This is a genomic window from Providencia sp. wls1922, assembly GCF_009706505.1.
In the GTDB taxonomy this organism is placed as follows: Bacteria; Pseudomonadota; Gammaproteobacteria; order Enterobacterales; family Enterobacteriaceae; genus Providencia; species Providencia lanzhouensis.
This window is the reverse complement of the sequence record NZ_WLUG01000068.1, coordinates 23,688-40,525: the sequence shown is the minus strand read 5'-3', so window position 1 is coordinate 40,525 and position 16,838 is coordinate 23,688. Positions and strand designations below refer to the sequence as shown.

Annotated in this window: 16 protein-coding genes; 12 read left to right on the top strand and 4 right to left on the bottom strand. The window is 44.3% G+C overall.

The annotated features are described in order from the left end of the window. Positions 1-159 precede the first annotated feature (159 nt). Complete coding sequence (locus GKR71_RS06725; protein WP_154634076.1) at positions 160-873, top strand: NUDIX hydrolase; 714 nt, start codon at positions 160-162, stop codon at positions 871-873. Positions 874-939: 66 nt separating this feature from the next. Here the strand turns inward: GKR71_RS06725 and GKR71_RS06720 are convergent, their stop codons facing one another. From GKR71_RS06720 to GKR71_RS20500, 4 genes are read right to left on the bottom strand one after another with little or no spacing between them, the layout of a single operon-like run. After that, on the bottom strand, positions 940-1,440 hold the full coding sequence (locus GKR71_RS06720) for a protein disulfide oxidoreductase (RefSeq protein WP_036947657.1): 501 nt from the start codon (positions 1,438-1,440) through the stop codon (positions 940-942). Positions 1,441-1,447: 7 nt separating this feature from the next. Further along, complete coding sequence (locus GKR71_RS06715; RefSeq protein ID WP_036947659.1) at positions 1,448-2,176, bottom strand: DsbA family protein; 729 nt, start codon at positions 2,174-2,176, stop codon at positions 1,448-1,450. Continuing rightward, entirely contained in the window at positions 2,173-4,251 is a 2,079-nt protein-coding gene (locus GKR71_RS06710; RefSeq protein WP_036947660.1) for a protein-disulfide reductase DsbD family protein, read from the bottom strand. Before GKR71_RS06710 ends, GKR71_RS06715 begins: the two co-directional genes overlap by 4 nt. A gap of 47 nt (positions 4,252-4,298) precedes the next feature. Then, positions 4,299-4,712, bottom strand: a complete 414-nt coding sequence (locus tag GKR71_RS20500; protein ID WP_442959373.1) for a metal resistance protein — start codon at positions 4,710-4,712, stop codon at positions 4,299-4,301. Between the two features lie 521 nt (positions 4,713-5,233). Between GKR71_RS20500 and GKR71_RS06705 the strand changes: the two genes are divergently transcribed. The 11 genes from GKR71_RS06705 (at position 5,234) to mrdA (ending at position 16,838) form a co-directional block, all read left to right on the top strand. Continuing rightward, a complete protein-coding gene (locus tag GKR71_RS06705; RefSeq protein ID WP_036947666.1) occupies positions 5,234-6,127 on the top strand; it encodes an amino acid ABC transporter substrate-binding protein in 894 nt (297 codons plus the stop codon). Between the two features lie 114 nt (positions 6,128-6,241). Then, a complete protein-coding gene (locus GKR71_RS06700; RefSeq protein WP_006662330.1) occupies positions 6,242-6,982 on the top strand; it encodes an amino acid ABC transporter permease in 741 nt (246 codons plus the stop codon). Position 6,983: 1 nt separating this feature from the next. Then, a complete protein-coding gene (gene gltK / locus GKR71_RS06695; protein WP_006660949.1) occupies positions 6,984-7,664 on the top strand; it encodes a glutamate/aspartate ABC transporter permease GltK in 681 nt (226 codons plus the stop codon). Next, positions 7,661-8,386 carry an amino acid ABC transporter ATP-binding protein gene (locus GKR71_RS06690; protein ID WP_036947670.1) on the top strand — a complete coding sequence of 242 codons (726 nt, stop codon included), beginning with the start codon at positions 7,661-7,663 and terminating at the stop codon, positions 8,384-8,386. Before gltK ends, GKR71_RS06690 begins: the two co-directional genes overlap by 4 nt. Positions 8,387-8,899: 513 nt before the next feature. Beyond that, positions 8,900-11,482 (top strand): leucine--tRNA ligase, encoded by a 2,583-nt coding sequence (leuS, locus tag GKR71_RS06685; RefSeq protein ID WP_154634075.1) that lies wholly within the window; start codon positions 8,900-8,902, stop codon positions 11,480-11,482. 12 nt (positions 11,483-11,494) lie between these two features. After that, positions 11,495-12,034: an LPS assembly lipoprotein LptE gene (gene lptE, locus GKR71_RS06680; protein ID WP_036947677.1), complete on the top strand. Its 540-nt coding sequence runs from the start codon at positions 11,495-11,497 to the stop codon at positions 12,032-12,034. Then, positions 12,034-13,068 (top strand): DNA polymerase III subunit delta, encoded by a 1,035-nt coding sequence (gene holA / locus GKR71_RS06675; RefSeq protein WP_036947680.1) that lies wholly within the window; start codon positions 12,034-12,036, stop codon positions 13,066-13,068. The genes lptE and holA overlap by 1 nt, the downstream gene beginning before the upstream one ends. A 40-nt stretch (positions 13,069-13,108) precedes the next feature. Next, the gene (gene nadD, locus GKR71_RS06670) at positions 13,109-13,765 is read left to right on the top strand and encodes a nicotinate-nucleotide adenylyltransferase (RefSeq protein ID WP_154600194.1); all 657 of its coding nucleotides are present in this window, start codon (positions 13,109-13,111) and stop codon (positions 13,763-13,765) included. Positions 13,766-14,116: 351 nt separating this feature from the next. Continuing rightward, on the top strand, positions 14,117-14,443 hold the full coding sequence (rsfS, locus tag GKR71_RS06665) for a ribosome silencing factor (RefSeq protein WP_080675589.1): 327 nt from the start codon (positions 14,117-14,119) through the stop codon (positions 14,441-14,443). Between the two features lie 2 nt (positions 14,444-14,445). Next, positions 14,446-14,916, top strand: a complete 471-nt coding sequence (gene rlmH, locus GKR71_RS06660) for a 23S rRNA (pseudouridine(1915)-N(3))-methyltransferase RlmH (RefSeq protein ID WP_006660942.1) — start codon at positions 14,446-14,448, stop codon at positions 14,914-14,916. Between the two features lie 32 nt (positions 14,917-14,948). Beyond that, a complete protein-coding gene (gene mrdA / locus GKR71_RS06655) occupies positions 14,949-16,838 on the top strand; it encodes a peptidoglycan DD-transpeptidase MrdA (protein WP_154634074.1) in 1,890 nt (629 codons plus the stop codon).

The following is a 16,838-nucleotide window of genomic DNA, read 5'->3' as shown; positions in this document are numbered from 1 at the left end:
TTAGTGTCTTTGTGAAATCAATTAGTGTCTTTATGACCTTAATTAATTATTGTCCTACAGACACAAATAAGTCAACGCTTAAATGTCTTAATGACACTAAATAAATTTTCGCGTATGATTTAGCGCAAGACTAAATATGGGGGAAAGGATCTTAATCACATGACAGAAAAAGAGTTTTTATCTAATTATGATCGACGAGATTATTTAACTCCTTTGCTCACAGTGGATACCGTATTATTCACTTATCATGAAAACACCTTAAAAGTGCTGCTCGTGGAACGTGCTAATTACCCTCAGAAAGGGCAATGGGGATTACCGGGTGGGTTCGTTGATGAAAATTGTGATGCCACGTTAGACGATACGGTATATCGCAAGTTAAAAGAGAAAACGGGGGTTGTTCCTCCTTATATCGAGCAGTTATGTACCATAGGAAATTCAGAGCGAGATCCTCGAGGCTGGTCAGTGACAGTCTGCTATACCGCACTCATTGCTCACCAAGCCTGCGAAGCGCACATTGAAAGTGTACATTCTGTTAAATGGGTCTCCATCGAAGAGATTGAAGACATGGCACTGGCTTTCGATCACTATCAGCTTTATTTACAAGCCCGTGAACGTTTACGCCAGAAATCCCTTTATTCCATTGTGCCGGGATTTGCGCTACCGGAAGTATTCACCTTAGCCGAGCTGCAACATGTTCATGAGGTTTTAATCGGAAAATCCATACAGAATAAATCTTTCCGTCGCCGTTTAGACCAAGCTGATTTATTGATTGATACAGGGGAGAAACGCCAAGAGCGCGGACGCCCAGCCAATCTTTATCGCTTAAAGTCCCAATCGGCTGACTATCGGTTTATTCGCAATCTCGAATTTTGATGAAAGAGTTTGAGATTAGAGTTTGATAAGAAAAATGCCCTTGATGCTGATACCAAGGGCATTTAATTAAAACGAAGCGAGCCATAAACGGCTTTTCAGCCCCAGATAACTCGTCCAGCCAGAAGTAAAACTCACCATTTCGCCTTTATCGATAATCATAAAGGTCGGTGTTGCTGTCACGCCAACCTGCGCAGCCAGTTGACCGTTGATATCATTCACTACAGGAAAATCTAATTCCTTTTTTTCCATTCCGGCTAACAGTCGAGAAGATTCCCCCGAACGCAGTGCTACCGTCACCACCGGAACTCCTGATTTTGCTAAATCAGAAACGGTTGGCGATGTGAAGCGGCAAACACCACACCATGTTGCCCAGAAATAGACTAATACAGGCTGTTTTTCGCTGAGTTCAGCAATAGAAACCACCTCACCCGTTGCAATGGTGAGTGGCTCTAATAACACGGGGGCAAGGCTTTGCGGTTTACGCCAAAAGTCCATCACCGTAAAAGCGATCACCAAAATAATCGCCAATACGAGAAGCTCTTTTGACCACTTTTTCAGTCTCCCCATCACGACATTATTTCGCTTTGCTGAGCTGTTCTTTCACGATGCGTTCAAATTCTTGTGCATCAACAGCGCCTGGGATCATTTCATCACCCACTAGCGTTGCAGGCGTACCATTCACGCCCAGCATATTAGCCAACTCAAGGTTTTTACGAATAGCTGCACGGCTCTTATCATTCGCTTTTAACTTATCATTGCCGGTTGCTTGCAGCGCTTCTTTGATGTTTGAATCAGATAACATCCCCTGTTTCGCCATCAGTTTTTGGTGCAGAGCTAAGAACGCTTTTGGATTTTCTTGCCATAAAGTCATCGCTAATTGCGAAGACTCCAGCGAGGTTTCCCCTTTAAATGGCAGGTACTTGATAACAACTGCAACATCTGGGTTTTTCTTCACAATATCTTCTAACAGTGGGTCAAAGCGTTTGCAGTATGGGCAGTTAAAGTCAGTAAAGTTCACCAAGACTAATTTCGCGTCTTTCGAGCCAATACGTGGGCTAGTCGGGTCATTAAACAGGGCATCATGCTGATCTTTTAATACCTGTTTCATTTGCGCTTGTTGTTTTTCACCTTGTTTCGCTTGTAAAGCCACAATCGCTTCTTCAAGGATCTCTGGATTCTCAACTAATGTATCGCGTACCAGCTTACGAACTTGTGCTTCTTGGTCGGCAGTCAGTGGCGCTGCATGTGCTGTGGCCCCTAATACTAGTGAGGAAAATAAAACAGCTAATATCGTCTTTTTCATTTTTCGGCTCCTTTGGCCTCAGTCATAATTGATAATACAGATTCACGATCAAGTATTGTTGACAGTATTTTCCCCTCTGTCAGATTAGGGCCATAAATCTGGTTAAACGGCACAGCCACTTGCCCTCGACGTTGCAAAAACGCCGAGATTTCAGGTGAAGGTTTTGTCCAATCACCCCGTAGCGCGACGACATCCGGTTCACTCAGTAAGTGCTGAATTTCGTCATTAAGTAGGACGTTATATTTATTCGCCTTACACGTCACACACCAGTCTGCAGTCACATCAATAAACACACGTTTATTATCTGCCAGCGCTCGTGTGATTGCGTCTTCAGACAGTGTTTGCCATTGAACCTTATCGGAAGCTAGCGTTTGGTGGCCTTGTTGTTGGTCTATCGCCATCCAAGCAAACCCAGCACCCAGTGCCGAGAATAATAGGAATGGGAAAATTGCCGCACGAACTCCTCGGTTCTTAAGAATAAATAACACTAAGATTAATAAAAATAGTACGGCGATAACGGTAGCGGTCATTGCACCAAAATGGGGAATTAATAAGCTGATTAACCATAAGCAGGAAACCAACATCATTAAGCCCAGTACTGCGCGCAATTTCAGCATCCATGTTCCTGGCTTTGGTAACGCTTTCGCAATCACAGGGAATGCCGCAATCAATAACCACGGAAGGCTCATCCCGATACCTAGTGCAGTGAAAATCAGCCACAGTTGCGACATCGGTGCCGCTAATGCGAAAGCGACCGCCGTGCCCAAAAAGGGTGCAGAACAAGGTGTCGCTAAGAGTGTCGCGAAAACCCCTTGCCAGAAATGCCCGCTATTACCCTGCCCACCTGCGGTGGCTAAACGCGTATTTGCTTTACTGCCTAGGTTAATTTCAAACAACCCAAATAAATTCGCAGTAAACAGCGCCGTAATCAGCACCATAAAGCCGATAAACCACGGGCTTTGGAACTGAATACCCCAACCAACAACTTCCTGTCCCCATCGCAAGAATGTCATCAATAAGGCTAATAACCAGAATGAGACCAGAATCCCCGATGAAGAGAGCAAGAATTGCCGACGAATGGTATTTTGTTCACCTTGAGGAACCAATAAGACAGAGCCGAGTTTCATTGCCAGTACAGGCAAAACACACGGCATTAAGTTCAGGATCAGACCGCCAAGTAGCGCAAATAGAACTATCTGCCATAAACCCAGCGCGTGTCCACTGTCATCCCCAGATACGGAACCAGTATAAGGCACGACATTGCCATGTATTTGTTGAGATAACTCACCGTCCGCCACAACAAATGAAACTGTTTTACCCACAAGATTAGGCGCTTCACCGCCCCAGTCATCGCTAACATCAATGGTAGCGGTTAACTTATTGCCAGAATATTTTAGGGATGGAACACCAAGGCTCGCGCCATCTACAACATCAGTAAACAGATGCGGGTCAATCCAGGTATTATCGGCGGCTTTTTGTAACTCTACCGTCAATTTATTGCCAGCAAAGCCAAATTGCGCCTGTTCAACAAGCCCACTAGCCGCAGGCACACTGCCTTTTGCTTGATTAAATGCCCAGCTAAAATCCGCAGGAGCCGGTTCAGTGAGATCCAATTCAAAAGGGTAGTCAGTTAAAATACAAACATTGCTACACGTTGATAATGTCAGTGTGCCTGACAATTTATCGAGATGCTCACTACTAGTGACTGTAATAGGGAAAACCACGTCTCCCATATAACCTTGTGTCGACACGCCAGCGACATCAAAGCGCCCCGGCGTTGGCCATAGCCACTCCACCGTTTTGACGGGTGAAGACCAACTTATTTCCGGTGCAACGCCCCCTTCTCCCGGTGAGCGCCAATAGGTCTTCCAGCCATCATCGAGTTTTACATCCAGTAAAATATCGACCTTGCCCTCATTTTGTGCAGAGCTCAGCAAGCGAACCTGTACATGGCTCGGTGTGTTTGCGGCCATAAACCCCGTGTTTGCAGGTTGTAACCAGCCTGTATCCGCAGCCTGTAAGCTGCTAGAAAATACAGTAAATAAAACAATTAACGCATTAATAAAAAAACGCATGATCCCTCCAGAATAAATAACAGCGACGAACAATAAGCCGCGGCTTTCTAATCCCGAAGATTACAGAATTGTAGATGACGCCGAACGCCAGGTGGGGAATGGCTCTCTTCACGGTTTGCTCTATATATAAATAGCCTAGTGCAAAAGATAGCGAATGCCGCTAAAGAAAGAAATATAAAAAAGAGAGGTTCTATCACAGCAGGAACAAGAGTAAGGAGTGATTTGGAACTTAATTCACACGTTGAAAGCTTCACGGGCTTGCTATTTTGTTCATTTATATCAGAAAGATAATGCTCTGAAGAAAGCTGGATTTGATTCGCTACCGCAGAAGTCTGTAGTGAAGCTGATGTAAACATTGAGGCGAATAGGCGCTCCCCGACGGCTCTTTGATTCATACAAATCAATACCATCAGACAGGCAAACAGCACTAATCCTTTACCTAGCTTTATCGACCTCGTCATGTCTGTCTCAGATTATCTTCCTGAATTCACAATAATTAGCTAATTAAGTTAATAACAGGTTACATCTTACACAGGCAAATAAGCAACACAAGCACCATCATCTAACTTTACAAACAACTCTCATTTATAAAATTAACTATTTTTTGCACTTTATCCGAAAAGCGGCACGGAACTTGCTACTTACTTAATAAATGGCAAAACGAAACTATTTTGCACGATTTCGGTGCACGATAGTCGAGTTTCGGCAGTTTGTCTCTTTATTGGTGTCGCAGTTCACAACTGCCTAAATAATATGCGAGACAGCTCCCGAATTTAAAACAATTCGTTTTCAAAACTCATATTTTTTAATTACTTTTTAACAATAATAAAACATACAGCCGATGATCGTGCCATGATGAAAACCTCACGAAACATCTGCAAACACAACACCACAAAACCAAAATAAATCGAGTAATGTATCGTTAAAACACAAACCTCGAAATATGGCGGATTGACACCGATGTTCTAAAGGAGCTGTAATTATGCGTATTAGCAAGCTTGTTTTAACAATGATGCTTTTGGGTGCAACCTGCGCAGTTCAAGCAGAAGAATTAAACGGTACTCTGAAAAAAATCAAAGATAATGGTGTGATAGTCGTGGGTCACCGCGAATCATCAGTGCCATTCTCTTACTATGATAATAATCAGAAAGTTGTTGGCTACTCACAAGACTACTCCAACCTCATTGTTGATGCAGTGAAAAAGAAACTCAATATGCCTGATTTACAGGTGAAATTGATCCCTATCACCTCGCAAAACCGTATTCCATTACTGCAAAACGGCACATTTGATTTCGAATGTGGCTCCACAACGAATAACCTAGAGAGACAAAAACAAGCAGCCTTCTCTAATACCATTTTCGTGGTTGGTACTCGACTGCTGGCGAAAAAAGACGCCGGTATCAAAGACTTTGCTGATTTAGCTGGCAAAAATGTGGTTGTCACTTCAGGGACAACGTCAGAAGTGATCCTGAATAAGTTAAATGATGAGAAAAACATGAAGATGCGCATTATCAGTGCTAAAGACCACGGGGACTCATTCCGTACTTTAGAATCTGGTCGTGCTGTTGCCTTTATGATGGACGATGCCCTATTAGCTGGTGAGCGCGCAAAAGCGAAACAACCGGATATCTGGGAAATCGTAGCAAAACCACAAACTGAAGAAGCTTACGGCTGTATGCTGCGTAAAGATGATCCACAATTCAAAGCACTGGTCGATGAAACTATCTCAACTGCACAAAAATCTGGCGCAGCGGAAAAATCATTCGACCGCTGGTTTAATCAACCTATCCCACCGAAAAACCTGAATCTGAAGTTTACGTTATCTGATGAAATGAAGGCGCTGTTCAAATCACCAAACGATAAAGCATTAAACTAATAAAAAAGACAAACAGGGTGTTACTGAAGTAGGAGTCGCAAGGCGGTCGTTCCCGCCTTGCTTTCTCTTATTGCGGTATTCGGGACAATCAAATTGCCCACAGGAAGTCATATTATGTCAATTAATTGGAACTGGGGGATATTCCTTGAGAATGCCCCATTTGGGAATACCACCTATTTAGGGTGGTTAATATCTGGCTTAGAAGTCACTGTCACGCTATCCATCTGCGCTTGGATCATCGCTTTTCTGGTTGGCTCATTTTTCGGTATTTTACGCACAGTACCTAACCGCTTTTTAGCCTTTTTAGGGACTGCTTACGTTGAATTATTCCGTAACGTTCCGCTGATTGTTCAGTTCTTCACTTGGTATCTAGTGATCCCTGAACTGCTGCCACAATCTATCGGCGACTGGTTTAAAATGGAGTTAGATCCTAACTACCAGTTTTTCCTCTCTTCCATGTTATGCCTTGGCTTGTTCACTGCTGCGCGAATGACTGAGCAAGTTCGTGCTGCTATTCAATCCCTGCCTAGAGGGCAACGTAATGCAGCGCTCGCGATGGGGCTAACACTGCCACAAACCTATCGCTATGTACTGCTACCGAATGCTTATCGCGTCATTTTACCGCCAATGACCTCGGAAATGCTGAACTTAGTGAAAAACTCCGCTATCGCATCCACTATCGGGTTAGTGGATATGGCGGCACAAGCAGGAAAATTACTCGATTACTCCGCCCATGCTTGGGAATCTTTCACAGCAATCACGCTGGCATATGTCGGTATCAACTTGATTATTATGCTACTAATGAGCTTGCTTGAGCGCAAAGTGCGCTTACCCGGCACACTAGGAGGACGCTAAGATGGCTTATCAATTTGATTGGAGCTCCATTGAGCCAAGCATCCCATTCTTAGTGGATGGTTTTATTATCACCGCCAAAATTACAGCAGCAGCCATTGTGGTTGGGATTTTATGGGGAACCGTACTCGCCGTTATGCGTTTATCCAGCATTAAGCCACTGCGCTGGCTGGCGGCCTTTTACGTCAACACCTTCCGCTCAGTTCCGCTAGTTATGGTACTGTTTTGGTTCTATTTAGTTGTGCCTAACATATTACAAAATGTTCTAGGCTTATCACCAAAAAATGATATTCGTTTAATATCCGCAGTGGTAGCCTTCTGTCTTTTTGAAGCGGCTTACTACTCTGAAATTATCCGTGCAGGTATTCAAAGCATCTCGAAAGGTCAGGCAAGCGCCTCCCTCGCTTTAGGTATGACCCAAATGCAAACCATGCGTTTAGTCGTATTACCGCAAGCGTTTAGAGCGATGGTGCCATTATTGCTGACCCAAGGTATTGTATTATTCCAAGATACTTCATTAGTGTATGTTCTTGGGTTAACCGACTTCTTCAGAACCGCCACCAATATTGGTGAGCGTGACGGTACGCAAGTCGAAATGATACTCTTTGCGGGACTCATCTACTTTATTTTCAGTTTCGGCGCTTCAATGCTGGTGAATTATCTTAAGAAAAGGACTGTTTCATGATTACCCTGAAAAATGTATCGAAATGGTATGGCCAATTTCAGGTGCTCACAGATTGCACAACTGAAGTCAAAAAAGGCGAAGTTGTGGTTGTATGCGGGCCATCTGGTTCTGGTAAATCCACATTAATAAAAACAGTAAATGGGTTGGAGCCAATTCAACAGGGTGAAATTTTCGTTAACGATATCCAAGTTAATAGCAAAAAAACTGACCTTGCGAAGCTGCGCTCAAAAGTCGGTATGGTGTTCCAACACTTTGAACTGTTCCCTCACCTTTCCATTATTGAGAACCTAACATTAGCGCAAGTTAAAGTCTTAAACCGTGACAAGAAAGCCGCTGAAGCTAAAGGTTTAAAATTACTGGAGCGTGTGGGATTGGCGAGCCATGCTAATAAATTCCCTGCGCAGCTCTCTGGTGGTCAACAGCAACGTGTCGCCATCGCCCGCGCGCTATGTATGGACCCGATTGCCATGTTGTTTGATGAGCCAACTTCCGCCCTAGACCCAGAAATGATCAACGAAGTGCTGGATGTTATGGTGGAGTTAGCGAATGAAGGCATGACCATGATGGTGGTAACGCACGAAATGGGCTTTGCGAAAAAAGTGGCTAACCGCGTGATTTTCATGGATGAAGGTAAAATTATCGAAGACAGTAAAAAAGAGGATTTCTTCGCTAATCCGAAGTCAGACCGCGCGAAAGATTTTCTGGCAAAAATCTTACATTAATCTCGCTTTAGGTTGCAGAAAGTCCGACAGGGCTTTTTGCAACTTTTCCCTCAACTTTTCTTACCCGCACAAAATTCACCTCGTTTTCTTGATTGTCACTTTTCTGCGCTTGAAATCTCTTAAAAAATTCTCTAACGTGTTCTAAGTTCAAATAAAATTGCGAACAAAGCAAATTCCCCCTGAAATAGTTCAAGTTTTAGGTAGTAAATTGAATTATGATAGGCGATACGCTTATTATTTTGTGCGCGTTCTTAGTTTCATCAACGTATGGCAATATCAACGTATCGCCAACCACTATGTAGCACAAAATATAACAAACAGCTGAAACAGCAAGACCAAGTCCCTGTAAATTCATCTAATCGACGATTCATCGTTTTTTACAGACACAATGGCTTTCGGCATTGTTGTTTTCATGTGTGATCCGCTATGCTATGCGGATCCATTTTATAGAAAAGACATTCACCTGCTACAGACTAAACTGTAGCGATTATTCACCATAGGATTATCGGTGCCATGCAAGAACAATATCGTCCAGAAGATATAGAGCCTAAAGTACAGCGTCACTGGGATGAACAACAAACGTTCAAAGTGACAGAAGACAACAGCAAAGAGAAATACTACTGCCTGTCCATGCTACCTTACCCTTCTGGTCGACTACACATGGGCCACGTTCGTAACTACACCATTGGTGACGTGATCTCCCGCTACCAGCGTATGCTGGGCAAAAACGTTCTGCAACCAATCGGTTGGGATGCGTTTGGTCTGCCAGCTGAAGGCGCCGCGGTTAAGAATAACACCGCGCCTGCACCATGGACTTACGCCAATATCGATTACATGAAAGGTCAGCTGAAAATGCTGGGCTTCGGTTACGATTGGAACCGCGAAGTGACCACCTGTACGCCAGAATATTACCGTTGGGAACAGTGGTTCTTCACTAAGCTGTATGAAAAAGGCTTAGTCTACAAAAAAACCTCCGCCGTTAACTGGTGTCCACACGACTTAACCGTTCTAGCAAACGAACAAGTCATCGACGGCTGCTGCTGGCGCTGCGATAGCCAAGTTGAGCGTAAAGAGATCCCTCAGTGGTTTATCAAAATCACTGACTACGCTGAAGAGCTGCTCAATGACTTGGACAAACTGGAAGATTGGCCAGAACAAGTTAAAACCATGCAGCGCAACTGGATTGGTCGCTCTGAAGGTGTGGAAATCACTTTTGATGTTGCTGATCGCGCAGACAAATTAACTGTCTACACCACCCGCCCAGATACCTTTATGGGTGCGACATATGTGGCGGTTGCTGCAGGTCACCCATTAGCGCAAGAAGCTGCCAAAGCGAATAGCGAATTAGCCGACTTTATCGATGAGTGCCGTAATACCAAAACTGCGGAAGCGGATATGGCAACCATGGAGAAAAAAGGTCTGGCAACAGGTCTGTATGTCGTTCATCCATTAACCCAAGAAAAATTACCAATTTGGGTCGCGAACTTTGTTCTGATGGAATACGGTACAGGTGCAGTGATGGCAGTTCCAGCTCACGACCAACGTGACTGGGAATTTGCTCATAAATACAATCTGCCAATCAAAGCGGTGATTGCAGATGCTGAAGGCAACACGCCTGACTTATCTCAAGAAGCGATGACTGAGAAAAACACCCTGATCAACTCAGGTGAATTTACTGGTTTAAGCAACGAGGCTGGCTTCAACACTATCGCTGACAAACTGGTTTCCCTTGGCTCAGGTCAACGCAAAGTCAATTATCGCTTACGTGACTGGGGTGTTTCCCGTCAACGTTACTGGGGTGCGCCAATTCCAATGGCAACCTTAGAAGATGGCACCGTGGTTCCTGTTCCTGAAGACCAGTTACCGGTTATTTTACCGGAAGATGTCACCATGAATGGCATCACAAGCCCAATTAAAGCGGATCCTGAGTGGGCAAAAACCACCATTAATGGTCAACCAGCGCTGCGTGAAACCGATACCTTCGATACCTTTATGGAATCATCTTGGTACTACGCCCGTTACACTTGCCCACAATACGACGATGGCATGTTGAACCCTGAAGCAGCAAACTACTGGCTGCCAGTGGATCAATACATCGGTGGTATTGAGCACGCCATCATGCATTTAATGTATTTCCGTTTCTTCCACAAATTAATGCGTGATGCCGGTCTGGTGAACTCTGATGAGCCAGCAAAACGTTTACTGTGCCAAGGTATGGTTCTGGCCGATGCCTTCTACTACACCGGTAGCGATGGTCAGCGTGTATGGGTTTCTCCTGCGGATGCAATTGTTGAACGTGATGACAAAAACCGTATTACTAAAGCGGTAGACAGCGAAGGTCATGAACTGGTTTATACTGGTATGAGCAAGATGTCTAAATCTAAGAACAACGGTATTGACCCACAATTAATGGTCGAAAAATACGGTGCTGATACCGTCCGTCTGTTCATGATGTTCGCTGCGCCACCAGAATTAACTCTGGAGTGGCAAGAGTCTAGCGTTGAAGGGGCTAACCGTTTCGTTCGTCGTGTATGGCGTTTAGTTCACGAACACGCACAAAAAGGCGCAACTCAGCCATTAGATATCAGCGCATTAACCGCAGAACAAAAAGATTTACGTCGCGACTTACATAAAACCATCGCGAAAGTGACTGACGATGTGGGTCGTCGTTACGCATTCAACACCGCTATCGCAGCGGTCATGGAATTTATGAACAAGTTAGTTCGCGCTCCGCAAGAAACTGAGCAAGACCGCGCTTTAGTTCAAGAATCTTTAGATGCTATCACGCTGATGTTATCACCAATCATTCCACACGCTTGTTTCGAAATGTGGAAAGCATTAGGTCACAATGACGATATCGATTTTGCAAGCTGGCCGGTGGCTGATGAACAAGCCATGATCGATGATACTAAATTGGTTGTTGTTCAAGTTAACGGTAAAGTCCGCGGTCGTATTACGGTCCCTGCTGATGCTAACCAAGAATTCGTTCTGGAAATGGCATCACAAGAAGGCAGCGTCGCGAAATACCTCGAAGGCGTTAGCATCCGTAAAGTCATTTACGTACCAGGTAAATTACTGAACTTAGTTGTTGGCTGATAAGGAGCCCAAGTGCGCTATCTGATAACTCTATTTCTCAGCCTGTCGGTGCTCGTCACCGCAGGTTGCGGTTTTCGCCTTCAAGGAACCACGCAACTTCCTGAAGAATTGAAAACATTACAATTAAGTTCTGGCGACCCGTACAGTTACCAAACTCGTGCGGTCAGGGAACAGCTGCGACTCAATAACGTGACTCTGCTAGATTCTGGTCGCGCTGATGTGCCTATTTTGAAAATTGTAGGTTCAACAGAAAGCACCGATACCGTTTCGATTTATCAAGATGGTAAAGCTGCAGAGAAACAACTGACACTGGTCATGAAGGCGCAAGTGTTAATGCCGGATGGCGCTATTTATCCGCTGGAAACAAAAGTTGTGCGGACTTTCTTTGATAACCCGTTAGAAGCGCTCGCAAAAGATGCTGAGAACGAGATTGTGAAGCAAGAGATGCAACAACAAGCGGCACGTAACATCGTGCGCAAACTGCTTCTGGTTCACAGTGCTGAGTTAGAAAAGGCGAAAGCTCAAGCGGCTGAGAAACCTGTTGCCGAATAATGATACGCATTTATCCTGAACAGCTGGCCTCTTCGTTACAAGAGTCTCTAAGAGGCCGCTATCTCATTTGGGGCTCCGAGCCCCTTCTTATTCAAGAAAGCCAAGATGCTATTCGCCAAGTTGCACGTCAGCAAGGTTTTGAAGAGCATTTTACTTTCGCTTTAGAGCAAAATACGGATTGGGATGAAATTTTTAGTCTCTGCCAAGCGCTGAGTCTATTTGCCAGTCGCCAAATGCTCACCTTATTTTTGCCTGAAAATGGCCCTAATGCCGCGATGGCAGACAAGCTCACACAGCTAGCCGGTTTACTTCACCCCGACCTGCTATTAGTTCTACGCGGGCATAAACTCACTAAAGCGCAAGAAAACAGTGCTTGGTTCAAAGCCATCAGCCAAGATGGTATCTATGTCAGTTGCCTAACGCCTGAATATCAACGTTTGCCCCAGTGGGTCTCTAAGCGTGCTAGCCAAATGCGGCTTTCATTAGAAACTGAAGCAAACCAATTACTTTGCTATTGCTATGAAGGTAATTTATTGGGATTAGCGCAAGCGCTGGAAAGGCTTTCCTTGCTCTATCCGGATGGAAAGCTCACTTACCCTCGTGTCGAAAGTGCGGTGAATGATTCAGCCCATTTTACGCCCTACCATTGGGTTGATGCGATCCTAGCGGGTAAGCCTCGCCGTTCATGGCATATCCTTGAGCAGCTCAAGCAAGAAGATGTTGAACCTGTGATTTTACTACGGGCTATCCAACGAGAATTAATGTTGCTGATCACGTTAAAGCGTCAATCTGCGACCACCTCATTAAAAACGCTATTTGACCAACATAAAGTTTGGCAAAACCGTCGAGGATTGCTAGGCGAGGCGCTACAACGTTTGAGCTTACATCAATTACAATCGGCGTTGATGCTACTCACCCAAGCTGAAATTCACACTAAGCAGGATTTTTCCCACTCTTCATGGCCGGATTTGCAGTCTCTGTCCATGGTGTTATGTGGTAAAACCGATGCAGAACATTTTATTCTGCCACGATAATAACTGATAGCTAATCACCTAATATCAATGGTAATGAATGATGAACGCTAAACCACAAGGTCTACAAGCGCTATTTGGGGGGACTTTTGACCCTATTCATTATGGGCATCTACGCCCTGTTGAAGCATTAGCTAATCAGGTGGGGCTGCAAAAAGTGATTTTGCTGCCGAACCACGTTCCACCTCATCGACCTCAGCCGGAAGCTAGCCCTACCCAGCGATTAGAAATGGTAAAATTGGCCATTCAAAATAACCCACTGTTTACTGTTGATACCCGAGAACTCCAGCGAAATACGCCCTCTTTTACAATTGAAACGCTCAGTGAATTGCGCCAAGAACTTGGTCATGAACAACCTCTTGCGTTCATTATTGGTCAAGATTCCCTGTTATCCATTAATACATGGCATGGCTGGACTCAGCTATTAGATAAATGCCATCTGCTAGTCTGCGCGAGACCCGGTTACGCCACACATTTTACCGATCCTGATATGCAACAGTGGCTGCAACGGCATCAAGTACAAGATCCGCAAGTATTGAGCCAAACGCCCTGTGGTTCGATTTTTATTGGCAATACACCACTGGTTAATATTTCAGCGACTGAAATACGTGAACAACTCAGCGAAGGTCAGGCTTGTGAAGATTTACTCCCTCGCGCAGTTTATCATTATATTCAACAACAACATTTGTATCAAAAATAAGCAATTTTATTTCTATTAACCAAATAGGAATGTCAGCAAATAATTTATTCTCTTTTATTCACTTAATTTCGATTTAATTAATTGCACAACTCAGCGCTTATTCTAGAATATTGATACGTAAGAGATAGGGATATTTTATTTGTAAAGTTACGATAATTATCTTGCCCAATGGATAAGATATCCCTATAAATTGCCCACTTACGCCAATAAAAAATAATTTAGCCGATTTTTATGAAAATCTGGGGTAAAATGGCGGCACTTTGCTAGGGGGATCCCCCTAGAAAGCACAATGATGAATAGTCTTTAACAAGAATAGTGTTTAACAAGAGATTCTCTCAATTTGAATGAAAGGTGAACCTTTTGCAAGGAACTGAACTCCAACAATTTATTATCGATCAACTTGAAGATGCGAAAGCGGAAGATATCATTTCGATCGATGTCCATGGGAAATCAAGTGTTACTGACCAAATGATCATCTGCACAGGGACGTCAACTCGTCACCTGATGTCTGTGGCTGATCGTTTAATTGATGCGTGCCGTAAAAACGGTTTAATGCCTCTCGGTGTTGAAGGTCAAGGCATTTCAGACTGGATTGTTGTCGACCTTGGTGATGCCATCGTCCATATCATGCAAGATGAAAGCCGCCGCATGTACGAACTAGAAAAGCTCTGGAGCTGAGTTTGAAATTACAACTCATCGCTGTCGGAACTAAAATGCCGGACTGGGTACAGACCGGCTTTATGGATTACCTTCACCGTTTTCCCAAAGATATGCCTTTCGAATTAACCGAAATCCCCGCAGGAAAACGTGGAAAAAATGCAGACATCAAACGCATTCTCGAAAAAGAAGGTGAATTGATGCTTGCCGCTGTCGGCAAAGGCAACCGTATCGTCACGCTGGATATTCCAGGAGATCGTTGGGATACACCCAAATTAGCCGTGCAGTTAGACAAGTGGAAACAAGATGGTCGTAATGTCAGTCTGTTAATTGGTGGACCAGAAGGACTTGCTCCGGCGTGTAAAGATGCCGCAGAACAAAGTTGGTCTCTATCGCCACTAACACTACCCCATCCGCTAGTTCGAGTCCTTGTTGCCGAAAGTCTTTATCGGGCATGGAGTATTACGACTAATCACCCATATCATCGGGAATAGTTAGGAATTAATTTGTACACAATGGCAATGGGATGAAACAACAACGCACCCCTTTTCGCGACCATACCGCAGAATCAGTTTTGTTTATTCGCCGAGCATTAATTGCTTTCGGCGTCATTGTCATACTTACTTCAATCCTCGTGACCAATTTGTATCATCTACAAGTTGTTCGTCATGACGATTACCAAACACGCTCAAATGATAACCGCATTAAATTGGTGCCTATTGCGCCTAGCCGCGGCATTATTTATGACCGAAAAGGCACCCAGTTAGCTCTCAATAGCACGTTTTATCAGCTAGAAATTGTTCCTGAAAAAGTAAATAACTTACAGGAAACACTCGATAAGCTACGGGATGTTGTTGACCTTACTGACGAAGATATCACCAACTTTGAAAAAGAGCGTAAACGCTCTCGCCGCTTTACGTCTATCGCGCTGAAAACCCAGCTAAATGAAGTTCAAGTTGCCCGCTTTGCCGTTAATCAATATCGCTTTCCTGGCTTAGAAGTGAAAAGTTATCAGCGTCGCTCATACCCTTATGGCTCCGCATTAACCCATGTCATCGGCTACGTCGCAAAAATTAATGATAAAGACGTCGAACGCCTTGATAAAGAAGGTTTATTACCTAACTACGCCGCCAGCCATGATATCGGTAAATTAGGTATTGAACGTTACTATGAAGATGTCTTACATGGTAAAACGGGCTACGAAGAAGTTGAAGTGAATAGCCGTGGTCGAGTGATCCGCCAATTACACGAGCAGCCACCGCAAGCAGGTCGCGATGTCTATTTAACTATCGACCTTGAATTACAAACTTATATTGAGAAAATCCTCACGACAAGTCGTGCTGCTGTCGTCGTTACAGACCCGCGTAATGGTGAGATCCTCGCCTTGGTTTCCACACCAAGTTACGATTCAAACTTGTTTGTGAACGGAATTTCCAACAAAGATTACCAAGAGCTGTTAAATAACCCTAACAGGCCGTTGATCAACCGCGCTACTCAGGGCTTATATCCACCCGCATCGACGGTGAAACCTTTTATCTCTGTCGCAGCATTAAGCGAAAAAGTCATTACGCCAAACACCACAATCTACGATCCAGGCTGGTGGCAACTCCCTGGCTCAGAAAAACGCTATCGTGACTGGAAACGCTGGGGACACGGTAAGCTGAATGTGGTCAAGTCTATCATTGAATCTGCGGATACCTTCTTCTACCAAGTCGCTTATGACATGGGGATTGACCGTCTTTCCGAATGGATGACCCGATTTGGTTACGGTGAATATACAGGTATTGACCTTTCCGAAGAGCGCCAAGGGATCATGCCAACCCGCGAATGGAAACAAAAACGCTATAAAAAACCTTGGTACCAAGGGGATACCATCCCTGTCGGGATTGGTCAAGGTTATTGGACATCAACACCAATTCAAATGTCTAAGGCTTTGATGACGTTGATTAATGACGGAAAAGTCAAAACGCCTCATTTACTGTATGGAACCAAACTTGGCGATGCCATGGTACCTTATGAAGATAAAGAAACCCGACAAATTGGCGATATCCATTCTGGATATTGGGAACTGGCCAAAACCGGTATGTACGGCGTAGCCAATGCGCCAAATGGTACCGGTAAGCGTAGTTTCGTAGGAACACCTTATAAAGTGGCTGCAAAATCAGGAACGGCGCAGGTATTTAGTTATGAAACCTATAACGCCAGCAAATTAGCCGAGCATTTACGTGACCATAAACTAATGATTGCTTATGCACCTTATGATAACCCCACTATTTCCGTTGCTATTATTTTAGAAAACGGGGGAGCAGGCCCTGCAGTTGGTGATATTGTTCGCCAAATCTTTGACCATGTCCTGTTAGGTGATAACAAAACCCAAGTCGAAAGTACGGGTGCCAGTGCAGAGGAAGATCGTTAA